Source organism: Leptospira wolbachii serovar Codice str. CDC, assembly GCF_000332515.2.
Taxonomy (GTDB): Bacteria; Spirochaetota; Leptospiria; order Leptospirales; family Leptospiraceae; genus Leptospira_A; species Leptospira_A wolbachii.
The window spans coordinates 2,402,805-2,418,809 of sequence record NZ_AOGZ02000014.1; the positions used below are offsets into that span (position 1 = coordinate 2,402,805).

Genomic DNA, 16,005 nt, shown 5'->3' on the forward strand with positions numbered 1-16,005 from the left:
TCCAAATTCATGTCCTCCAAGTCTCTGAAGGTTAGGGATGACCCGTCAGACATTAATCTATCTTTCCATTGTATTTTTGGCAACGGCTTGTAGTATGGTTGCTCCTTCACCCCAGGTTCACTTGGGTGAATTAGATTTGCGAACATTTCCTTTTGAATCTGAGTCTGCGGTTGTTCTCCAGGGGGATTGGAAATTCTTTCCGGGGGAGTTCGATGTTCCTTCCGATGCGACTGCTCCCACTTATCTCCCCGTTCCGGCTCTTTGGAACCAGTTGCCATTGCGATCAGGGGCAGCGGACGGTAAGGGATACGGTACTTATGTTCTAGATATCAAACTTCCAGAAGAAACTCAAATTTATTCAGTTTATTTGCCTGAAGTTCGTACCGCTTTTCGACTTGTTGCGGGTAACAGGAGTTTGGTGTCTGGAATGCCCGGTCACACGAAAGAAAGTACAACTCCAAGTGCGCAAGGTCAAAGTTTCACGATTTCGGCAAAGGATAAACTTCAGATTCGTATTGAAGTAAGCAACTTCCACCACAAAGAAGGTGGGCTTCCGAATGCGCCAGTATTTGGACTCGCAGAAGGTGTTCAAAACTATATTTTGTCACAAAGTACTGTGGATTTAGCGCTAACGGGCGCTATATTCATGTTCGGTTTGTATCATTTCATTTTATTTTTCTATCGCAACAAACAGAGAGAAGCTTTTTACTTTGGGTTTTTCTGTTTGGTCTTTGCAATTAGGATTCCTTTTATTGGAAGTAAAACCATTTATGCAATGTTCCCAAATATTCCTTGGGATTTAGTAATCTATGCTGAGTATGCATCAGTGTTCGTTTTGGGGATATTATTTTTATGGTTTGTGGATGGTCTTTTTCCTCGTTTCATTGATACAAAAATCATTTTATACTCTAGCGCTTACGTACAGTTTATGTTAGTTTATGGTTTGATTATCAAACCGGAAATATACACTCAATTTGAAGTTGTCTTTCAAGTATTGGGAATTGTATATGCAGTATTTTTGGGAATTCGATTGTACCAGATGGTAGCCAAGGGATTGCCTGATGCTGGAATTTTCTTTTTAGGGTATTTGATATTATTTGCTGGTTTTGTTTACGATGTTTTCCTTGCTTATAGTGGGGGAGGAGATTCTACTTTATCACAAATTGCAGTGTTTCTATTTTTTGGAGTACAGTCCACAATTGTTACACTTCGTACGGCAAGAACCTTTCGTAAAAAACTACTTCTGAAAGAAGAATTTGAAACTATCAATGAACAGTTTATTTTAACAAATCGTTTTTACGCAAAATTTATTCCACGCGACTTTTTAACTCATTTAGGTAAGGAAAGTATCGAAGAAGTTCGGTTAGGTGATAGTAGCGAAAGGGAAATTACTGTTTTGTTTGCAGATATCTGGGAATATTGGGATATTATTTATTCTATTCCTCTTGAAAACAGAATGTTATTTACCAATTCTTATTTAGGAAGGATTGGACCTTGTGTTCGCAAGAATAATGGTTTTATCGATAAATACATTGGAAGTGCCATCATGGCATTATTTGACGGTGGGATTCAGAATTCAATCAAGGCAGCTGAAGATATCCAATGGGAATTAGAAAAATACAATGAACGTAGGAGAACTTTCGGTTATTTGCCGCTACATGCTGGAATTGGAATCCATTCAGGGGATACCATGCTCGGAATTTTGGGAGAAGAAGAAAGACTCGAATCTACGGTAATTTCCGATACAGTCAATCTTTCGAGCCGCATTCAAGGTTTAACAAAAAAATACGGTGCAAGAATTCTTGTTAGCCTAACGTCTCTTATGTTGCATGAAGATCTAGATACAATTCCTTATCGAATCCTGGATTTCGTACGAGTTAAAGGAAAACAAGAAACAGTAATGATTGCTGAGGTTTTGATTCCCGACATCGATGCAATTTCTAATAAAAAAATTGAAAATAGAGAACAATTTGAAGCTGCGATTTTTGATTATGAACGTGCTGATTTTGTTTCAGCATTAGAAGGGTTTCGTGCTGTATTTGCAAACAATCCTGAAGATTTGGCAGCACAAATTTATATCGAAAGATGTGAATACTACCAGACTGCCGGTGTAGGTGAAGATTGGGACGGAGTTTCTGCATGGGAAAAATAGCGAAAACCATCTCATTAGGTTTTATATTTCTTATTTCTATATTTGTATTTTGTTCCTGCAATTTTGGCACTTCTCCTGAAGCGATCAAAGGTTATCTGGAACTGCCTCCCGAGTATGTAAAAGATCATAAAAAACTATCCACTAGTGGCGAATGGGAATTGTATTGGGGAGAAGTTTATGGCGATAGTTTATTTGAAAAAATAAAGGAACCGAGTAAAACTTATGTTAAAGTTCCTTCTTCTTGGAATTCTTATCGACCAGAAGGAGAAGGTGGCGATGGTTATGCGGTTTTTCGCCTAACATTTAAAGTTCCAGATCCAACCATTCGTTATTATCTTCGAGTTCAACCAGCAACGAGTTCCTACGAACTTTATATCAATCGTCAAAAAATAGCGAGTTCTGGAAAGGTGGGAACGGATGAACTAAGTGCCATTCCCAAATACCAAATCCAATATGTATCCTTCCAACCAGAAGACTACGAACAAGAAATTCTTTTTGTTGTAAGCAATTATCATCATGCACGGGGTGGGTACAGAAAACCAATTGAAATTGGAACCAAAGAAGTCATTCAAAACGAATCGCTCATTTATTCTGCGGGCGAAGTATTTGTTTTTGGCGCTATGTTGACCATGGCTCTCTACCAACTGACTGTTTTTTTCTTTCGTAGAGAAGAAAAAAGTTCCTTGTTCTTTGCCTTGTTTTGTCTGTTTACCGGTCTTCGACTCGTTGTGCTCGATAACTACTATATCATTTATGCATTTCCGGATTTCTCCTGGCACTGGATGCAGGTGTTAGATTACACGTCAGCACCCCTACTTGTGTGTTTTTTCTTAGGGTATTTGAAGAGTTTATTTCCCGGAAGGTCGGAAGTTCCGAAGTGGATGTTGTATTCTTGTTGGAGTATCACTGCTTGTTACGTATCCTTTGTAGTTTTGACAGATGCAAAACTTTTTACCAAAACAAATATTTTTTCACAAGTGGTGATTCTGTTTTTTAGTGTTTGTTCTTTTTATGTGATTCTAAAAATATATCGGCAGAAAAAGAGAGATAGTAGTTTGGTTTTTTATGGATCACTATTACTTATGCTTGGATCTACTCATGATTTGATGGCAGGAAATTATTGGTTTCAATCCCAACCCTTTATGCCGTTTTCTCTTTTTGTATTCTTCCTATTCCAGAGTATTCTCCTTGCACGAAGAAATGCTCGGTTTTATTCCTCAATGGATACTTTGACAACAGAATTGATCGAAGTCAATAATCGACTAGAAGCATCTAACCAAGTTTATGCGAAATTTGTTCCTTTGCGACTGATTCAATTGTTTTCTCAACAATCGAAAGCTAGGGTCAAACGCGGAGATTTTATCGTAAAACAGATGTCGGTATTGTCTTCTGATATTCGTGATTTTACGGCTATCTCTGAAACTTTAAGCCCTGAAGAAACATTTCTTTTTTTAAATGATTATTTGCGCCAAGTCGGTCCAACCATCAGGTCCCATAATGGATTTATTGAAAAGTATGTGGGAGATGCTATTTTTGCTTTGTTTGAAAAGGAACCGGAAGACGCTTTGTCTGCTGGTATCGAAATGCATAAAACAATTGCAAGGTGGAATAAAGAATCAAAACCACACCGAATCGGGGATATTCAAATTGGAGTGGGGATTCATTTTGGTGAGCTAATGTTAGGTATCATCGGTGAAGAACAAAGAATTGAGTCCGCCGTTCTCTCTGATTCGATGGGTGTTGCCAACTCATTAGAATCCATGACAAAAAAATACGGAGCCAAAATCATTTTAAGTTTAGATGCTCTCCTTGAATTACAACATCCTGATTCTTATCCGCATCGATTGTTGGATTTTATTAAAATACCCGCCAAACAAAAGTTAATAGGAATTGCACAAGTGTTGGTCGAGGGTGTAGAAGATTCCTTTGATTTAAAGTTAAAAACCAAAGATCAGTTTGAAGAAAGTGTAAATTTGTTTTGGGACGGGGAGTTTGAAAAGGCCGGAGCAGGATTTCGTGCCGTTTTTGGCATCGATCCCTCTGATAAAGCGGCAAAATTATATTTGGAACGCACGGAATTGTATGCACAAAATGGACCTCCCCCTGGATTTGGAAGAGGATTTTTGGCATAAAAAAGACATAGATTCGCCCTGATTTCTGAAAAAGTTCTTGAACTTCCTCTCTAAATGAACGAGAGTCAGTAATACGGAGATTCCCAATGACCCAAGCTACTCTTACACAAGCCCCTACCACTGGAAAGGCTGTGATCCAAACAAAAAGTTTTACTCCATCCGATATTGACCGTATTTTCAAAGCGCAGAAGACAAAGGCTTTGGAACTTCGATTGTCGAATTTCAAAACTCGAATTATAAAACTAAAGAAGCTGAAAGACGCTGTCCTTAAATACCAAAAAGAGATCCAAATAGCCCTCCATTCTGATTTTAAAAAATCGGCCGGAGAAGTAGACATTACAGAAATTCTTCCTACCATTGCCGAAATCAATGATGCTATTCGTCATGTAAAACATTGGATGCGCCCAAAAAACGTAATGACACCACCCACTTTACTTGGTGCAACAAGTCGTATTGTTTATGAACCCAAAGGTGTTTGTCTCATCATTGCTCCCTGGAACTATCCATTTCACCTAGCGATTGCCCCTTTAGCAGCTGCGATTGCTGCGGGTAATACTGTGATGTTGAAACCGTCTGAGTTTACTCCACACACTGCAGATGTCATCAAAGCAATGTTAAGCGAAGTATTCTCTGAAGAAGAAGTTGCTGTATTTGAAGGTGATGTAGCTGTTGCCACGGCGCTTTTAGAAGTGCCTTTTGATCATATCTTTTTTACGGGCTCCACTCCTGTGGGTAAAATTGTTATGGCTGCTGCCGCAAAAAATCTCACAAGTGTAACGTTAGAGTTAGGTGGAAAGTCGCCTTCTATTGTTGCAGAAGATGCAGACTTAAAAGTTGCAGCGGAGAGGATCATGTGGGGAAAATTTCTAAATGCAGGACAAACCTGTGTGGCCCCCGATTATCTTTTGATTCCTGAATCCAAAGTAGATGAATTTGTAAAAAATGCCAAAGAAACAACAGAAAGTTTCTTTAAATCCAAACCTGAGAATTTTACTGCAAGTCCAGATTTTTGTAGGATCGTAAATGCAAAGAACTTTGGAAGAGTGTCTTCTTATGTAGAAGATGCGGTGAAAAAAGGTGCAAAAATTGCGTATGGTGGAGAAACAAGAAGTTCTGATAACTTTATTTCACCAACCATTCTTACGAATGTGTCTTTAGATGCTCGTATAATGGAAGACGAGATTTTTGGGCCACTCCTTCCTATTGTCACCTACAAAACTTTAGATGAAGCCATCCACATCATCAACGAAAGACCAAAACCATTGGCCTTGTATATTTTCACAAAAAAGAGAAGTACTTCTAAATATGTGATTCGTAGAACAAGTTCCGGTGGGGCAGTAATCAATGATGTAATTCTTCATTTAGTGAATCCAAACCTTCCTTTCGGTGGAGTGAACCATTCTGGGCATGGTAGTTACCATGGTATTTTTGGCTTCAAAACCTTTTCGCACGAAAGATCTGTTTTGCAAACTCCTAAGGCATCTATTGCTAAATTGATGTATCCACCTTACTCTAGTTTTGTGAGATTGATGGTGAAGTTAACCACTAAATTTTTCGTTTAGTCTAATTTCGCTTAAAGATGATACACTCCTGGGAAATACTCGGGAGTGTTCCTCATGAAATCGCTACGAAATCTCAGTAATTTGTATCCCTTTATCAATATTCCTGTTTTTTAGAAAGTACTGATAAATATCAATTCCTAAAATGATTCTAATTCAGTGACATCGCACTCGTGATTATTTTTGTGGAACTATGCAAAAGGATTACTCCGCACATTTAGATTCCTTAAGAATCACATGGTTAAGTGAACCTTTCCATCTGGGAATTCCCATTATTGACTTGCAACATGTTTGGTTGGTCCATATCATTCTAGAACTAGAAGAAACCATTGTTGCTTCCGAAAAAGAGGGGTCTGATGTTGATGTTCATTCGTCCTTTCGAAAAGCTTTGGATTATGTGGCAGAACATTTTGCATTAGAAGAAGATATCCTCGAACATTTTAACTATCCTAAGTTTTCTGAACATATACAAGGCCATCGCAAATTTGTAGAGAGGTTAACGGAAAAATATTACGAAGCAAAAAATAACCAAATGGCGGCTTTGGGTATTTTACAAATTCTTAAAAAATGGCTATTCCAACATATTTTACATGATGATACGGATTATGCTGAGTTCTTTAAAGCAAGTGGTATAGATTTAAAGTCTTACTGTAATGAAATTTTAAAGTCTGGTAAGTATCCGATTTCAAAAGAACAACTTTTGATTTACCAAAACATCATTCAAATGGATACAACACATATTTCACTTCACGAACAATCCATTGATACAATTCAGGAAATCAGAAACATTTGGAAAACATATAATCTTTCTACCGGAATTCCTATCATCGATTTACAACATATCTGGCTTTTGAAAATGATTGTTGAATTGGATCATTCACTGAAGTTAGGTGATGGGGCTAGCGACACCTTCCATAAGGTCATAACCGCAGCAATTGAATATACAAAAGACCATTTCGGTGTGGAAGATAAAATCATGCGTTACTTCCGATATACCGATGTGGTAAACCACATGAACCAACACAAACGGTTTATTGATTTTATCAAAACAAGAAACGATGAATTTAAATTAGGAAATCCGAGGGCTGGATTGCATTTGGTTCAAGATTTAAGAAATTGGCTTTTGTCCCATATTGCCCTTGAGGATAAAAAAATTGGTCTGGCCTTTGAATCTCGAGTCAGAGAACTTTCCGAGTTTACTAAAAAACTTCACCAAACTGGCGAAATTAGCATCTCTCGGGAGCAAAAAAACCTATATAAACTGGTAATGCAATCGGCTCCTGACCCACTCGAATAATTTCTGTCGGAAATTGAATTGCCAGGTTGATTTTCCGGGAAAATCCTGTTTTCAAACCCATGGAATACGAAGTCATCATCGGTCTGGAAGTCCACGTCCAGCTCAACACTCTATCTAAAATTTTTTCTACGGCTACGAACGAATTCGGTGGTAGTCCCAATACTCATATTTCAACACTTTGTGTGGCGTTACCCGGCACATTGCCTGTGTTAAACGAAGTGGTTCTTGAAAAAGCCGTTCGGGCCGGTGTTGCTCTTGGATGTGAAATCACACGTTTTACAAAATTTGATCGTAAAAATTATTTTTACCCTGATTTACCCAAAGGGTACCAAATTTCCCAATTTGATAAACCTTATGCAACACAAGGTGGAATCCATATTAAACTAAAAGGGGAAACGGAAGAAAAGTTCATTCCCCTCACAAGGATCCACATGGAAGAGGATGCAGGAAAATTAATCCATTCTCATGATCCATCAATTAACAGATCTTATGTAGATTACAATCGTGCGGGAACTCCCCTCATTGAGATCGTTTCGGAACCTGATTTGCGTTCTTCTGATGAAGCTTACGTTTATTTAAATGAACTAAAGACAATATTACGATACATTCAAGTATCGGATTGTAATATGGAAGAAGGTTCACTACGTTGTGATGCTAACGTATCCATTCGACCTAAAGGAGAAAAAGGATTTCGAACTCGTGTAGAAATCAAAAACCTCAACTCCTTTAAAGCCGTAAAACAAGCGATAGACTATGAAATTGAATGGCAAAAAGATGTTTATTCGCGCGGTGAATCATTTCGTCAGATGACAAAACTTTGGGATGCTACTTTACTCAAAACCATTCCTATGCGTTCCAAGGAAATGAGTCATGACTACCGTTACTTTCCAGAACCGGATTTACCTACCATTCAAATTTCTGATTCTTTTATTGAAGACATTCGTAAAACATTACCTGAACTTCCCAGACAAAAAAAAGAAAGATACAAAACAGAACTGGGACTTCCCGATTATGATGCCGAAGTACTCACAAGCGAACGTGAGATCGCAGAATACTTTGAACAAGCTCTTCTTGTTTCGGGGGATGCAAAAAAAACATCCAACTGGGTAAAGGATGAAATTCTAGGTATTGTTAACAAAGAAAACATTTCCATTCAGGATTTTGCCATCGACCCTTTGCGTATTGGTAAACTTGTGAAACTCATCAATTCAGGAGAGATCACAGGTAAGATCGCAAAATCTATCTTTGAAGATATGTTAACTACAAAAGACCAACCGGAAGCCATTGTGGAATCAAAAGGTTTAAAAGTAGTTCGGGATGACAAAGCATTAGAAGAAATTGTGATTCGTGTGATTGCATCCCAACCAGAATCAGTAGAGGGTTGGAAAAATGGAAAAGACAGAGTGCTTGGAGCTATTGTTGGTGGTGTGATGAAAGAAACCAAAGGCAAGGCAGATCCAAAACTTGTGAATGATTTGATTCTTGCTAAGTTGGGTCCACTCGGCGAAAAAAAGAAGGTATAGTCTTTCTGCAATTGCAAAGTCTAGATAAGGATAGGCAGAGGAATTAACGGAATCTCTCTGCCGTTTAGCGAGTATTAGACGATCTCTATTTTGTGTACGGATCCGAAGTCCACAGGAGATTTGAAGGCTTCTTCATAGGGAGTTCCGAATTGTTTACAAAGAGCAGCTCGGATCGGCCCTGAGTGGCAAACAACAATCAAAGAAGAAAGTAATCTATCGTTTGATTTTTCCCATTCTGTTCTTAAAAGGCCACCTTCTTCCCAATCTTCTATAAAAGCATTCACACGACTGATCAGATCTGTAAAGGCTTCTCCACCAGGAGTCTTCGCATTCACGAAGTCTTTCATCCAAGGGATCGTTTCTTTTCTTGGAATCTCTTCCCAGAGTTTTCCATCCCAATCTCCAAAATTCATTTCCCACAAACGTTCGTCAGTTGGTATTAAAGAATGATCAGTCGTTGTGAGGTTGTATTTGGATAAGAGGGCAGAAGATAGTTTTAGAGCCCTGGGTGCCGGACTTGAAAGGAAATGGTCAAAATTTGGTGGTAAATGGGGAAAGGTGGAATCCGCTGTATCTTCCACTGGATATTTGAGAGGGAAGTCGGTTCGGCCATAACAAGTCCCTTTGGGAGCAATCGTTTCTGGATGGCGAATTAAATAGAGGTCCATATAAAGACTCCCGAAATCCAGATACAGGTTTCGACTACTTGTTGGACTGCTCCCAAACAGTCTCCTGTAAATCCGCCAATCCAACGTTTCATCAGAGAATACATATAATATAGACTAGGAATGATAAGAATCAAACTTAAGAAAAAATTTGGATGTTTGTATGATAGCCATAGAAAAGGAAGAAGTCCTGCAAGGCTTGCGAAGAAAGTCTGTCGCCAAGTAATTTCTTTCGCCATTGGTTTTGCATAACCTTCTTCTTTGGCATAGGGAAGGAGTTTCATCATAAGGACTGAGAAGAATCTGCTCAAACTATGGGCTGAAACAAAGTACAACCAAATGGTGGTTAGCTGATAATTCCAGGCAAATGAGAAATGGTTCAAGCGAAATCCTGTGACTGCGAGGGATCCGGAGGCTCCTAAAATTTTTAGAACGAGTAGTAGGGAGATCCCAGCAGCTCCAAAACTGCCAACACGACTGTCCTTCATAATCCGAAGGATGTCTTCTCTCTTCCAACCTCCTCCAATCCCATCGCAAAAATCAGAAAAACCATCTTCATGAAAGGCACCCGTTAGGATTAATAAAAATCCTAAGGAGATCACAAATGCAATACTGGGACCAAAAAACAATTGGAAAATAATGTAAACAAACCATTGTAAGGTTCCGAGCATTATTCCGACAGTCGGTGAATACTTGATTGATTTATGTAACCATTCTTCTTGAAAACCAATCCACCGAGGAGAGGGAATTCTCGAAAGAAATGACAAGCAAACAAAGAATAGGCGAATTTCTCTCAATAAAAATTGCATATAAAAATTTATTGTGAATCCGAATTGCTAACACCAGCATCAGCAAATGACGCCATTTCATTCAGAAATTTAACACTAAGTTCAATCAGTGGGTAAGCTGCAAGAGCACCGCTTCCCTCTCCTAAACGAAGATTGAGTCGAAGCAGGGGTTTTATTTTCCAATGTTCTAAAACCACAGTATGCCCTTCTTCTTCCGATAGATGTGAAAAAATGGCATAGTCTTTTACTGTCGGGTTCAGTGCAAAAGCAATCGCAAATGCTGCTGTTGAAATAAAACCATCTACAACAAATGTTTTTCTTTGTGTAGCCGCCCCAATCATGGCTCCGGCCATCATACCAATTTCAAATCCACCAAATTCGGAAAGTATTTCTAATGGATCTTTTAGTTTTCCCGTTCTTTGGAATGCTTCTGAAAGGATTTTGAATTTATTTTCTTTTCCGCTGTTATTTAGACCCGTACCTCGTCCTACAAGTTTTCTTAGTGGAATGTCTGTTAGATGAGATAGAATGAGAGATGCCGCAGAAGTATTGCCAATACCCATCTCGCCGAATAAAAATATATTCGTCGATTCGTATCTTGTTTCCTTTAAAAGCTCGATTCCACTTAAAATGGTTTCTTTAGCCTCTTCCAGTGACATAGCTTTTGATTTCAGAAAGTTGGAAGTTCCTTTTCGAATTTTTCTTTCAATTGGTTTGGTCACATTTTTATCCCAATCATGGTCTACTCCCGCATCCACAACTTCGACATCGATATGACTGTGTTTGGCGAAGACGTTGGCACAAGCTCCCCCTGATAGGAAGTTCAAAACCATCTGCCAGGTGACATCTTTGGGATATAAGGAGACAGGTTCTTCTGTGATTCCATGATCTGCGGCAAAAAGAATGAGCTTTGGATTCTTTAACTCAGGAGAAAGGCTATTTTGGATTTCCGCCAATTGTAAGGCAATGGTTTCCAAATCGCCTAAGGAACCTAAAGGTTTGGTTTTATTGTCTATTTTGCTGCGGATGGAGCTTCGCAAAACATTGGTTACGGGAGAAATGGAGGGTAGGGAAAATGGTGACATAAACAAAACCAGTCTAACCAAGCCGGTCTCGGCTTCCATCGTTTTTGGGCTTGGACGGGGCAGGGAGGTTTGGGAATTGGCTATTTGGGCCAAAAAAAATCCGAAATCCTTCCCTTGGGGCGCTTTACGTAGGAACCCATCGGAGTTACTATGTCACCAAGCCATGGAAGATTTCGCTCACCTTCATTTACATACTACTTATTCCATGTTGGATGGGGCCATACGAATCAGCGATTTGATGAAACGTGTGAAGGAACTGGGTATGAGCTCTGTCGCCATCACAGACCATGGGAACATGTATGGAGCCATTGAGTTCTATAAAGAAGCGGTCAAACACGATGTCAAACCCATCATTGGCTGCGAGTTTTACGTAACACCTTCCCGTAGTGCCGAAACCGAACTAGATGAAATCGCTGACGGTGGTGCTTATCATATCATCTTACTTTGTAAAAACGAAATTGGTTATAAAAATATCATAAAACTTGCAAGCCGATCCTTTACCGAAGGATTTTATCGCAAACCAAGGATTGATTATGATTTATTGGAGAGGTATAGCGAGGGACTTGTTTGTTTAACTGCTTGTCTTGCAGGTGAAGTCAACCGAAAGATTTTAGAAGGCAAAGCAGATAAAGCGTATGCGTTAGCTGGTCGTTTACATGAAATTTTTCGTAAAGAAGATTTTTATTTAGAAATCCAAGACCATGGAATTCCTGAACAACGCATTGTTGCAGAAGCCGTTATGGGATTTTCAAAACGCACAGGCATTCCCCTTGTGCTCACAAATGATTCTCACTTTCTTACTAAGGATGATAGAGAGGCCCAAGACATCTTACTTCGCATCGGAATGCGTAAAAACATTGATGATGAAATGCGTTTTGGATTCAACGAAAACTTTTATGTAAAGTCGCCTGCGGAAATGATCAGCATTTTCCCTGATCATAAAGATGCCTTTTATAATACATTAGCCATTCGTGACAAATGTTCCCTTAATTTCCAATTTGGAAATCCGCTACTTCCTCCTTTTGAAGTCCCTGCTGGTTTTGATACAGATAGTTATTTAGAAAAACTAGTTTGGGAAGGTATCAAGGAAAAATACCAAGATATAACGCCCGTTGTACGCGAAAGAACGGAATATGAAATGCAAACCATTCGCAATATGCATTTTGCAGGATATTTTCTTATTGTTCAGGATTATATAAACTTTGCTAGGCGAGCGGGAATTCCAGTAGGACCGGGACGAGGGTCTGCTGCCGGATCTATCATTGCATTTGCATTAGGCATTACTAATGTCGACCCCATACGATACAATCTCCTCTTTGAACGATTTCTCAATCCCGATAGAAAGGATATGCCAGATATCGATACCGACTTTTGTGTGGAAAGACGAGAGGAAGTGATTAATTATATCAAACATAAATATGGTGAGAACCGAGTAGGGCAAATCATCACTTTTGGATCTCTTGCTGCAAAAGCGGCGATCAAAGACGTGGCTCGCGTATTTAATGTTCCATTTTCTGAAGTGAATGAGATGAGTAAACTTTTCCCCAAAAAACTGGGAATCACCATTCAGGAAGCCGTTGATACATCGAAAGATCTACGTGACATTGCAGAAAAATCAGATTTAAACAAAAAAGTTTTTTATATTGCTCAAAAACTGGAAGGTAACTACCGTCAGGTGGGACGTCATGCGGCAGGTGTTGTTATTGCCCCTACGGCTCTAGAAGAAATTGTTCCTTTATCCACGGTCAGTGAACCTGGTAGAGATGGTCGATCCATAGTCACCCAATACGACAAAAATATGTCTGAACAAGTGGGACTTATCAAGATGGATATCTTAGGTTTAAAAAACTTAACTACCATCCATCATGCAACAAAACTCATTGAAAAACGTCATGGTGTTTTACTCGACCTAGATAAAATTCCTTTAGATGATGCGGCCACATTTAGTTTACTACGAAAAGCAAATGTCCTTGGAATATTCCAGTTGGATTCTTCTTCCGGGATTCGTGATCTTTTTGCTAAGGCCCAAGTGCAAAAATTCGAAGAGATCGCCGCCTTACTTGCGTTATATAGGCCAGGTCCAATGGGATCGGGAATGTTGGACGATTATTTAGATCGTAAAAACGGGAAAAAGAAAGTAGTTTTCCCTCATGAAAGTTTAGCTGAAGTGTTAGGTGAAACCTACGGTGTGGTCGTATACCAAGAGCAAGTAATGGGTATCTCCCGGATTATGGGTGGATATTCCGTGGGAGACTCGGATGTTCTTCGTAAGGCGATGGCCAAAAAAGATAAATCGAAACTCCCTGCCTTAAAAGAAAAATTTGTAAAAGGTGCCATCGAAAAAAAGATCAATGAAAAACTAGCCATTGAACTATTTGAACAATTAGAAAAATTTGGTGAGTATGGATTTAACAAATCTCACTCTGTTGCTTATGCCTTTGTTACTTATCAAACAGCTTATTTAAAAGCAAATTATTCCATTGAATACCTAACCGCTCTTTTATCAGGAGACCATTCCAAAATTACTGATGTAGTGAAATACATCAACAATGCCAAAGAAATGGGAATCAGAATTTTAGGTCCCGATGTCAAGGAGTCGGGAATATCCTTTGAAATCACCGATGATAAAACAGTTCGATTTGGGCTTTCTTCCATCAAGGGTGTGGGGGAACTTGCCGCAGAAAACATCATTTCCAATCGTAATTCTATGGGTGGGTACAACCAACTCGGAGACTTTACAAAGAAGTTAGATACAAGACTTGCAAACAAAAAAGTACTGGAGTCATTAGCGCAAGGCGGTGCCTTCGATTCTTTCGGTTACTCGAGAAAAACAATTTCTGAATCTACAGATATCATTCTTAACTATGCTAACAAAAAACAAGCGGAAGAAAAGGAAGGCCAATTTTCTTTGTTTGGTGGTGTCAATGGCGGTGGAGAAGAAAATCTAAATCTTCCCAAAGATGGAATTGAATGGAATGGAGATGAATTACTTCGCAAAGAAAAAGAAACAACGGGTTTATACCTTTCTGGCCACCCACTCGATAAATTTACGGAGCAATTAAAAACATTAAAACCAACAACAATTGAAAACTTGGAAGAAATTCGACCTAAATCCAAGGTAGAAATTGCAGGGGTTCTTTCCAAAAAAGTGGTGAAACTCACTAAGAAAAAAGAAGAGTTTGTCAACTTTATGATCGAGGACCAAACCGGTGAAATCGAATGTGTTGCCTTTCCAAAAACTTATGCAGAATACAAACATCTATTTACTGAAGACAACACAGTCTTTATCCGTGGAATTTTGGAACGTCTGGATGCCGATGAATCAGAATTAAAAGGTCAAATCATAGTTAATAAACTTGAAGAACTAAATTCTGTTACCATTGAAAAGAAAATGGAAAAAACACTCCATTTAACAATCAATATGTTAGAAGAAAAAAATCGAGATGTGATTTTAAAACTCCAAGACATTTTATCAGTTCATCGTGGTGCATCCTCTGTTTTCTTTCATTTAGTGGGTAACGGTGATGAGAAAAAAGTGATTCGTGCTCATGATCATTTTTCCATCGAAATTACATCGGATCTGATGAAAATGTTAACAGACATTCTAGGAAAAGGTGCGGTTCGTTATACGGTGGGTGAAGAAGTGAGAGTTTTCGGATAAAGTTTGTGGAAACTACTTCTCTTTCCTTAACTTTATTATTAGAGTTTCTTTGGATGGGTTCAGGGTCAATATTTTGTTTGATTTGGTCGCTCTCCAATTTAATTCGCAATCGTAGTCATTCAGGATTTGTTTGGTCTTTTATTTTATTTTCCACTGGGCTTTGGTTACTCACCGGTGCTTTTATGTTCACTGGTTTTTATACCTACCTTCCTTCCATCGCATTGATCCATATACCTTTCGTTTTTTTATCTTCTACATTGCTCTATCTATATTTAGAATATTTGTTTTTGGAAAAACCCATCCAAGTCAAGGTATACCATTTTTTTCCCGCCCTTGTATCCATTCTTTTTTTGATTCCCTTCTATTCGGGAACGAATAGAGAACGATTAGAAATTTTAGAACTTTTGGGTAGAACAGAATATGGTTCCATCATAGTAGGTCTAAACTTCGGCATTAAAGTTTCGATTTTGTTTTCAGTGGGAATATTTCTTATCAAAGAATGGATTCCAAATGTTCGGTTATCCGTTTTCTTTACAAAAAAAGCCATCTATTCTCTAGTATTTATCCTTCTTATTTGGATCGACTTGTTACTCGGAAGTATCGGGTTTACATTTCAAATTGCTTTTTTTCGTAAACTCAGTGCTTATCTTTTGCCAGTTCTTATGTATTTTTATTATTTTACTCGGGAACTTTGTACTCCTTTTGTGAGTGATGTCCGAGATAGTATCCAAAGAAATAAATACGAAAAATCTAAGCTGGTATCGGTTCAATTAGAAACCATCGATCAAAAGTTATATGAACTGATGCGAGAAAAGATTTTTTGTGATGAAGATCTTAGCCTTTCTAAATTGGCTGAGATGGCAGAAGTCAAATCTGGTCAACTTTCGGAATACTTTCATAAACGGTATGGGTTTGGATTCTACCAGTACATCAATCAATACAGGATCGATGAGGCAAAACGTTTGTTATTGGAACCAGAAGAAAGGTCCATTCTTTCAATTGCTGATGCCGTTGGATTCAATTCTAAATCAACCTTCAATCGAGTTTTTTTAGAAACGGTCGGCACCACCCCTTCCGAATTTCGTAAACAATCAAAATCTAATTAAATCCACGTCTCAAAGAATTCTCCAAGACGACAGTTCC

At 38.6% G+C, this 16,005-nt stretch carries 10 protein-coding genes; 7 read left to right on the forward strand and 3 right to left on the reverse strand.

What is annotated here, in order from left to right; genetic code table 11:
- Positions 1-37 precede the first annotated feature (37 nt).
- The 5 genes from LEP1GSC195_RS16785 to gatB all read left to right on the forward strand — a co-directional run bounded on the left by LEP1GSC195_RS16785 (position 38) and on the right by gatB (position 8,663).
- On the forward strand, positions 38-2,152 hold the full coding sequence (locus tag LEP1GSC195_RS16785; protein ID WP_015682478.1) for an adenylate/guanylate cyclase domain-containing protein: 2,115 nt from the start codon (positions 38-40) through the stop codon (positions 2,150-2,152).
- The gene (locus LEP1GSC195_RS16790) at positions 2,140-4,284 is read left to right on the forward strand and encodes an adenylate/guanylate cyclase domain-containing protein (protein WP_015680910.1); all 2,145 of its coding nucleotides are present in this window, start codon (positions 2,140-2,142) and stop codon (positions 4,282-4,284) included. The genes LEP1GSC195_RS16785 and LEP1GSC195_RS16790 overlap by 13 nt, the downstream gene beginning before the upstream one ends.
- A gap of 86 nt (positions 4,285-4,370) precedes the next feature.
- Positions 4,371-5,846, forward strand: a complete 1,476-nt coding sequence (locus LEP1GSC195_RS16795) for an aldehyde dehydrogenase family protein (protein ID WP_015681394.1) — start codon at positions 4,371-4,373, stop codon at positions 5,844-5,846.
- Between the two features lie 190 nt (positions 5,847-6,036).
- On the forward strand, positions 6,037-7,140 hold the full coding sequence (locus LEP1GSC195_RS16800) for a bacteriohemerythrin (RefSeq protein WP_015682188.1): 1,104 nt from the start codon (positions 6,037-6,039) through the stop codon (positions 7,138-7,140).
- A 59-nt stretch (positions 7,141-7,199) separates the two neighbouring features.
- Complete coding sequence (gene gatB / locus LEP1GSC195_RS16805) at positions 7,200-8,663, forward strand: Asp-tRNA(Asn)/Glu-tRNA(Gln) amidotransferase subunit GatB (RefSeq protein ID WP_040507206.1); 1,464 nt, start codon at positions 7,200-7,202, stop codon at positions 8,661-8,663.
- 74 nt (positions 8,664-8,737) lie between these two features.
- Here gatB and LEP1GSC195_RS16810 read toward each other — a convergent pair whose 3' ends face one another.
- Genes LEP1GSC195_RS16810 through cobT form a run of 3 tightly spaced genes read right to left on the reverse strand, consistent with a single transcriptional unit; the run spans position 8,738 to position 11,201 of the window.
- Positions 8,738-9,331, reverse strand: a complete 594-nt coding sequence (locus LEP1GSC195_RS16810) for a histidine phosphatase family protein (protein ID WP_015682310.1) — start codon at positions 9,329-9,331, stop codon at positions 8,738-8,740.
- Complete coding sequence (locus LEP1GSC195_RS16815) at positions 9,316-10,137, reverse strand: adenosylcobinamide-GDP ribazoletransferase (RefSeq protein WP_040506899.1); 822 nt, start codon at positions 10,135-10,137, stop codon at positions 9,316-9,318. Before LEP1GSC195_RS16815 ends, LEP1GSC195_RS16810 begins: the two co-directional genes overlap by 16 nt.
- An 8-nt stretch (positions 10,138-10,145) precedes the next feature.
- Positions 10,146-11,201: a nicotinate-nucleotide--dimethylbenzimidazole phosphoribosyltransferase gene (gene cobT / locus LEP1GSC195_RS16820; RefSeq protein WP_015681292.1), complete on the reverse strand. Its 1,056-nt coding sequence runs from the start codon at positions 11,199-11,201 to the stop codon at positions 10,146-10,148.
- A 163-nt stretch (positions 11,202-11,364) separates the two neighbouring features.
- Here cobT and dnaE point away from each other — a divergent pair, with 163 nt between their 5' ends.
- Entirely contained in the window at positions 11,365-14,862 is a 3,498-nt protein-coding gene (dnaE, locus tag LEP1GSC195_RS16825) for a DNA polymerase III subunit alpha (protein ID WP_040507207.1), read from the forward strand.
- A gap of 5 nt (positions 14,863-14,867) precedes the next feature.
- Positions 14,868-15,968 (forward strand): helix-turn-helix domain-containing protein, encoded by a 1,101-nt coding sequence (locus LEP1GSC195_RS16830; protein ID WP_015681922.1) that lies wholly within the window; start codon positions 14,868-14,870, stop codon positions 15,966-15,968.
- The last annotated feature ends 37 nt before the right edge of the window (positions 15,969-16,005 follow it).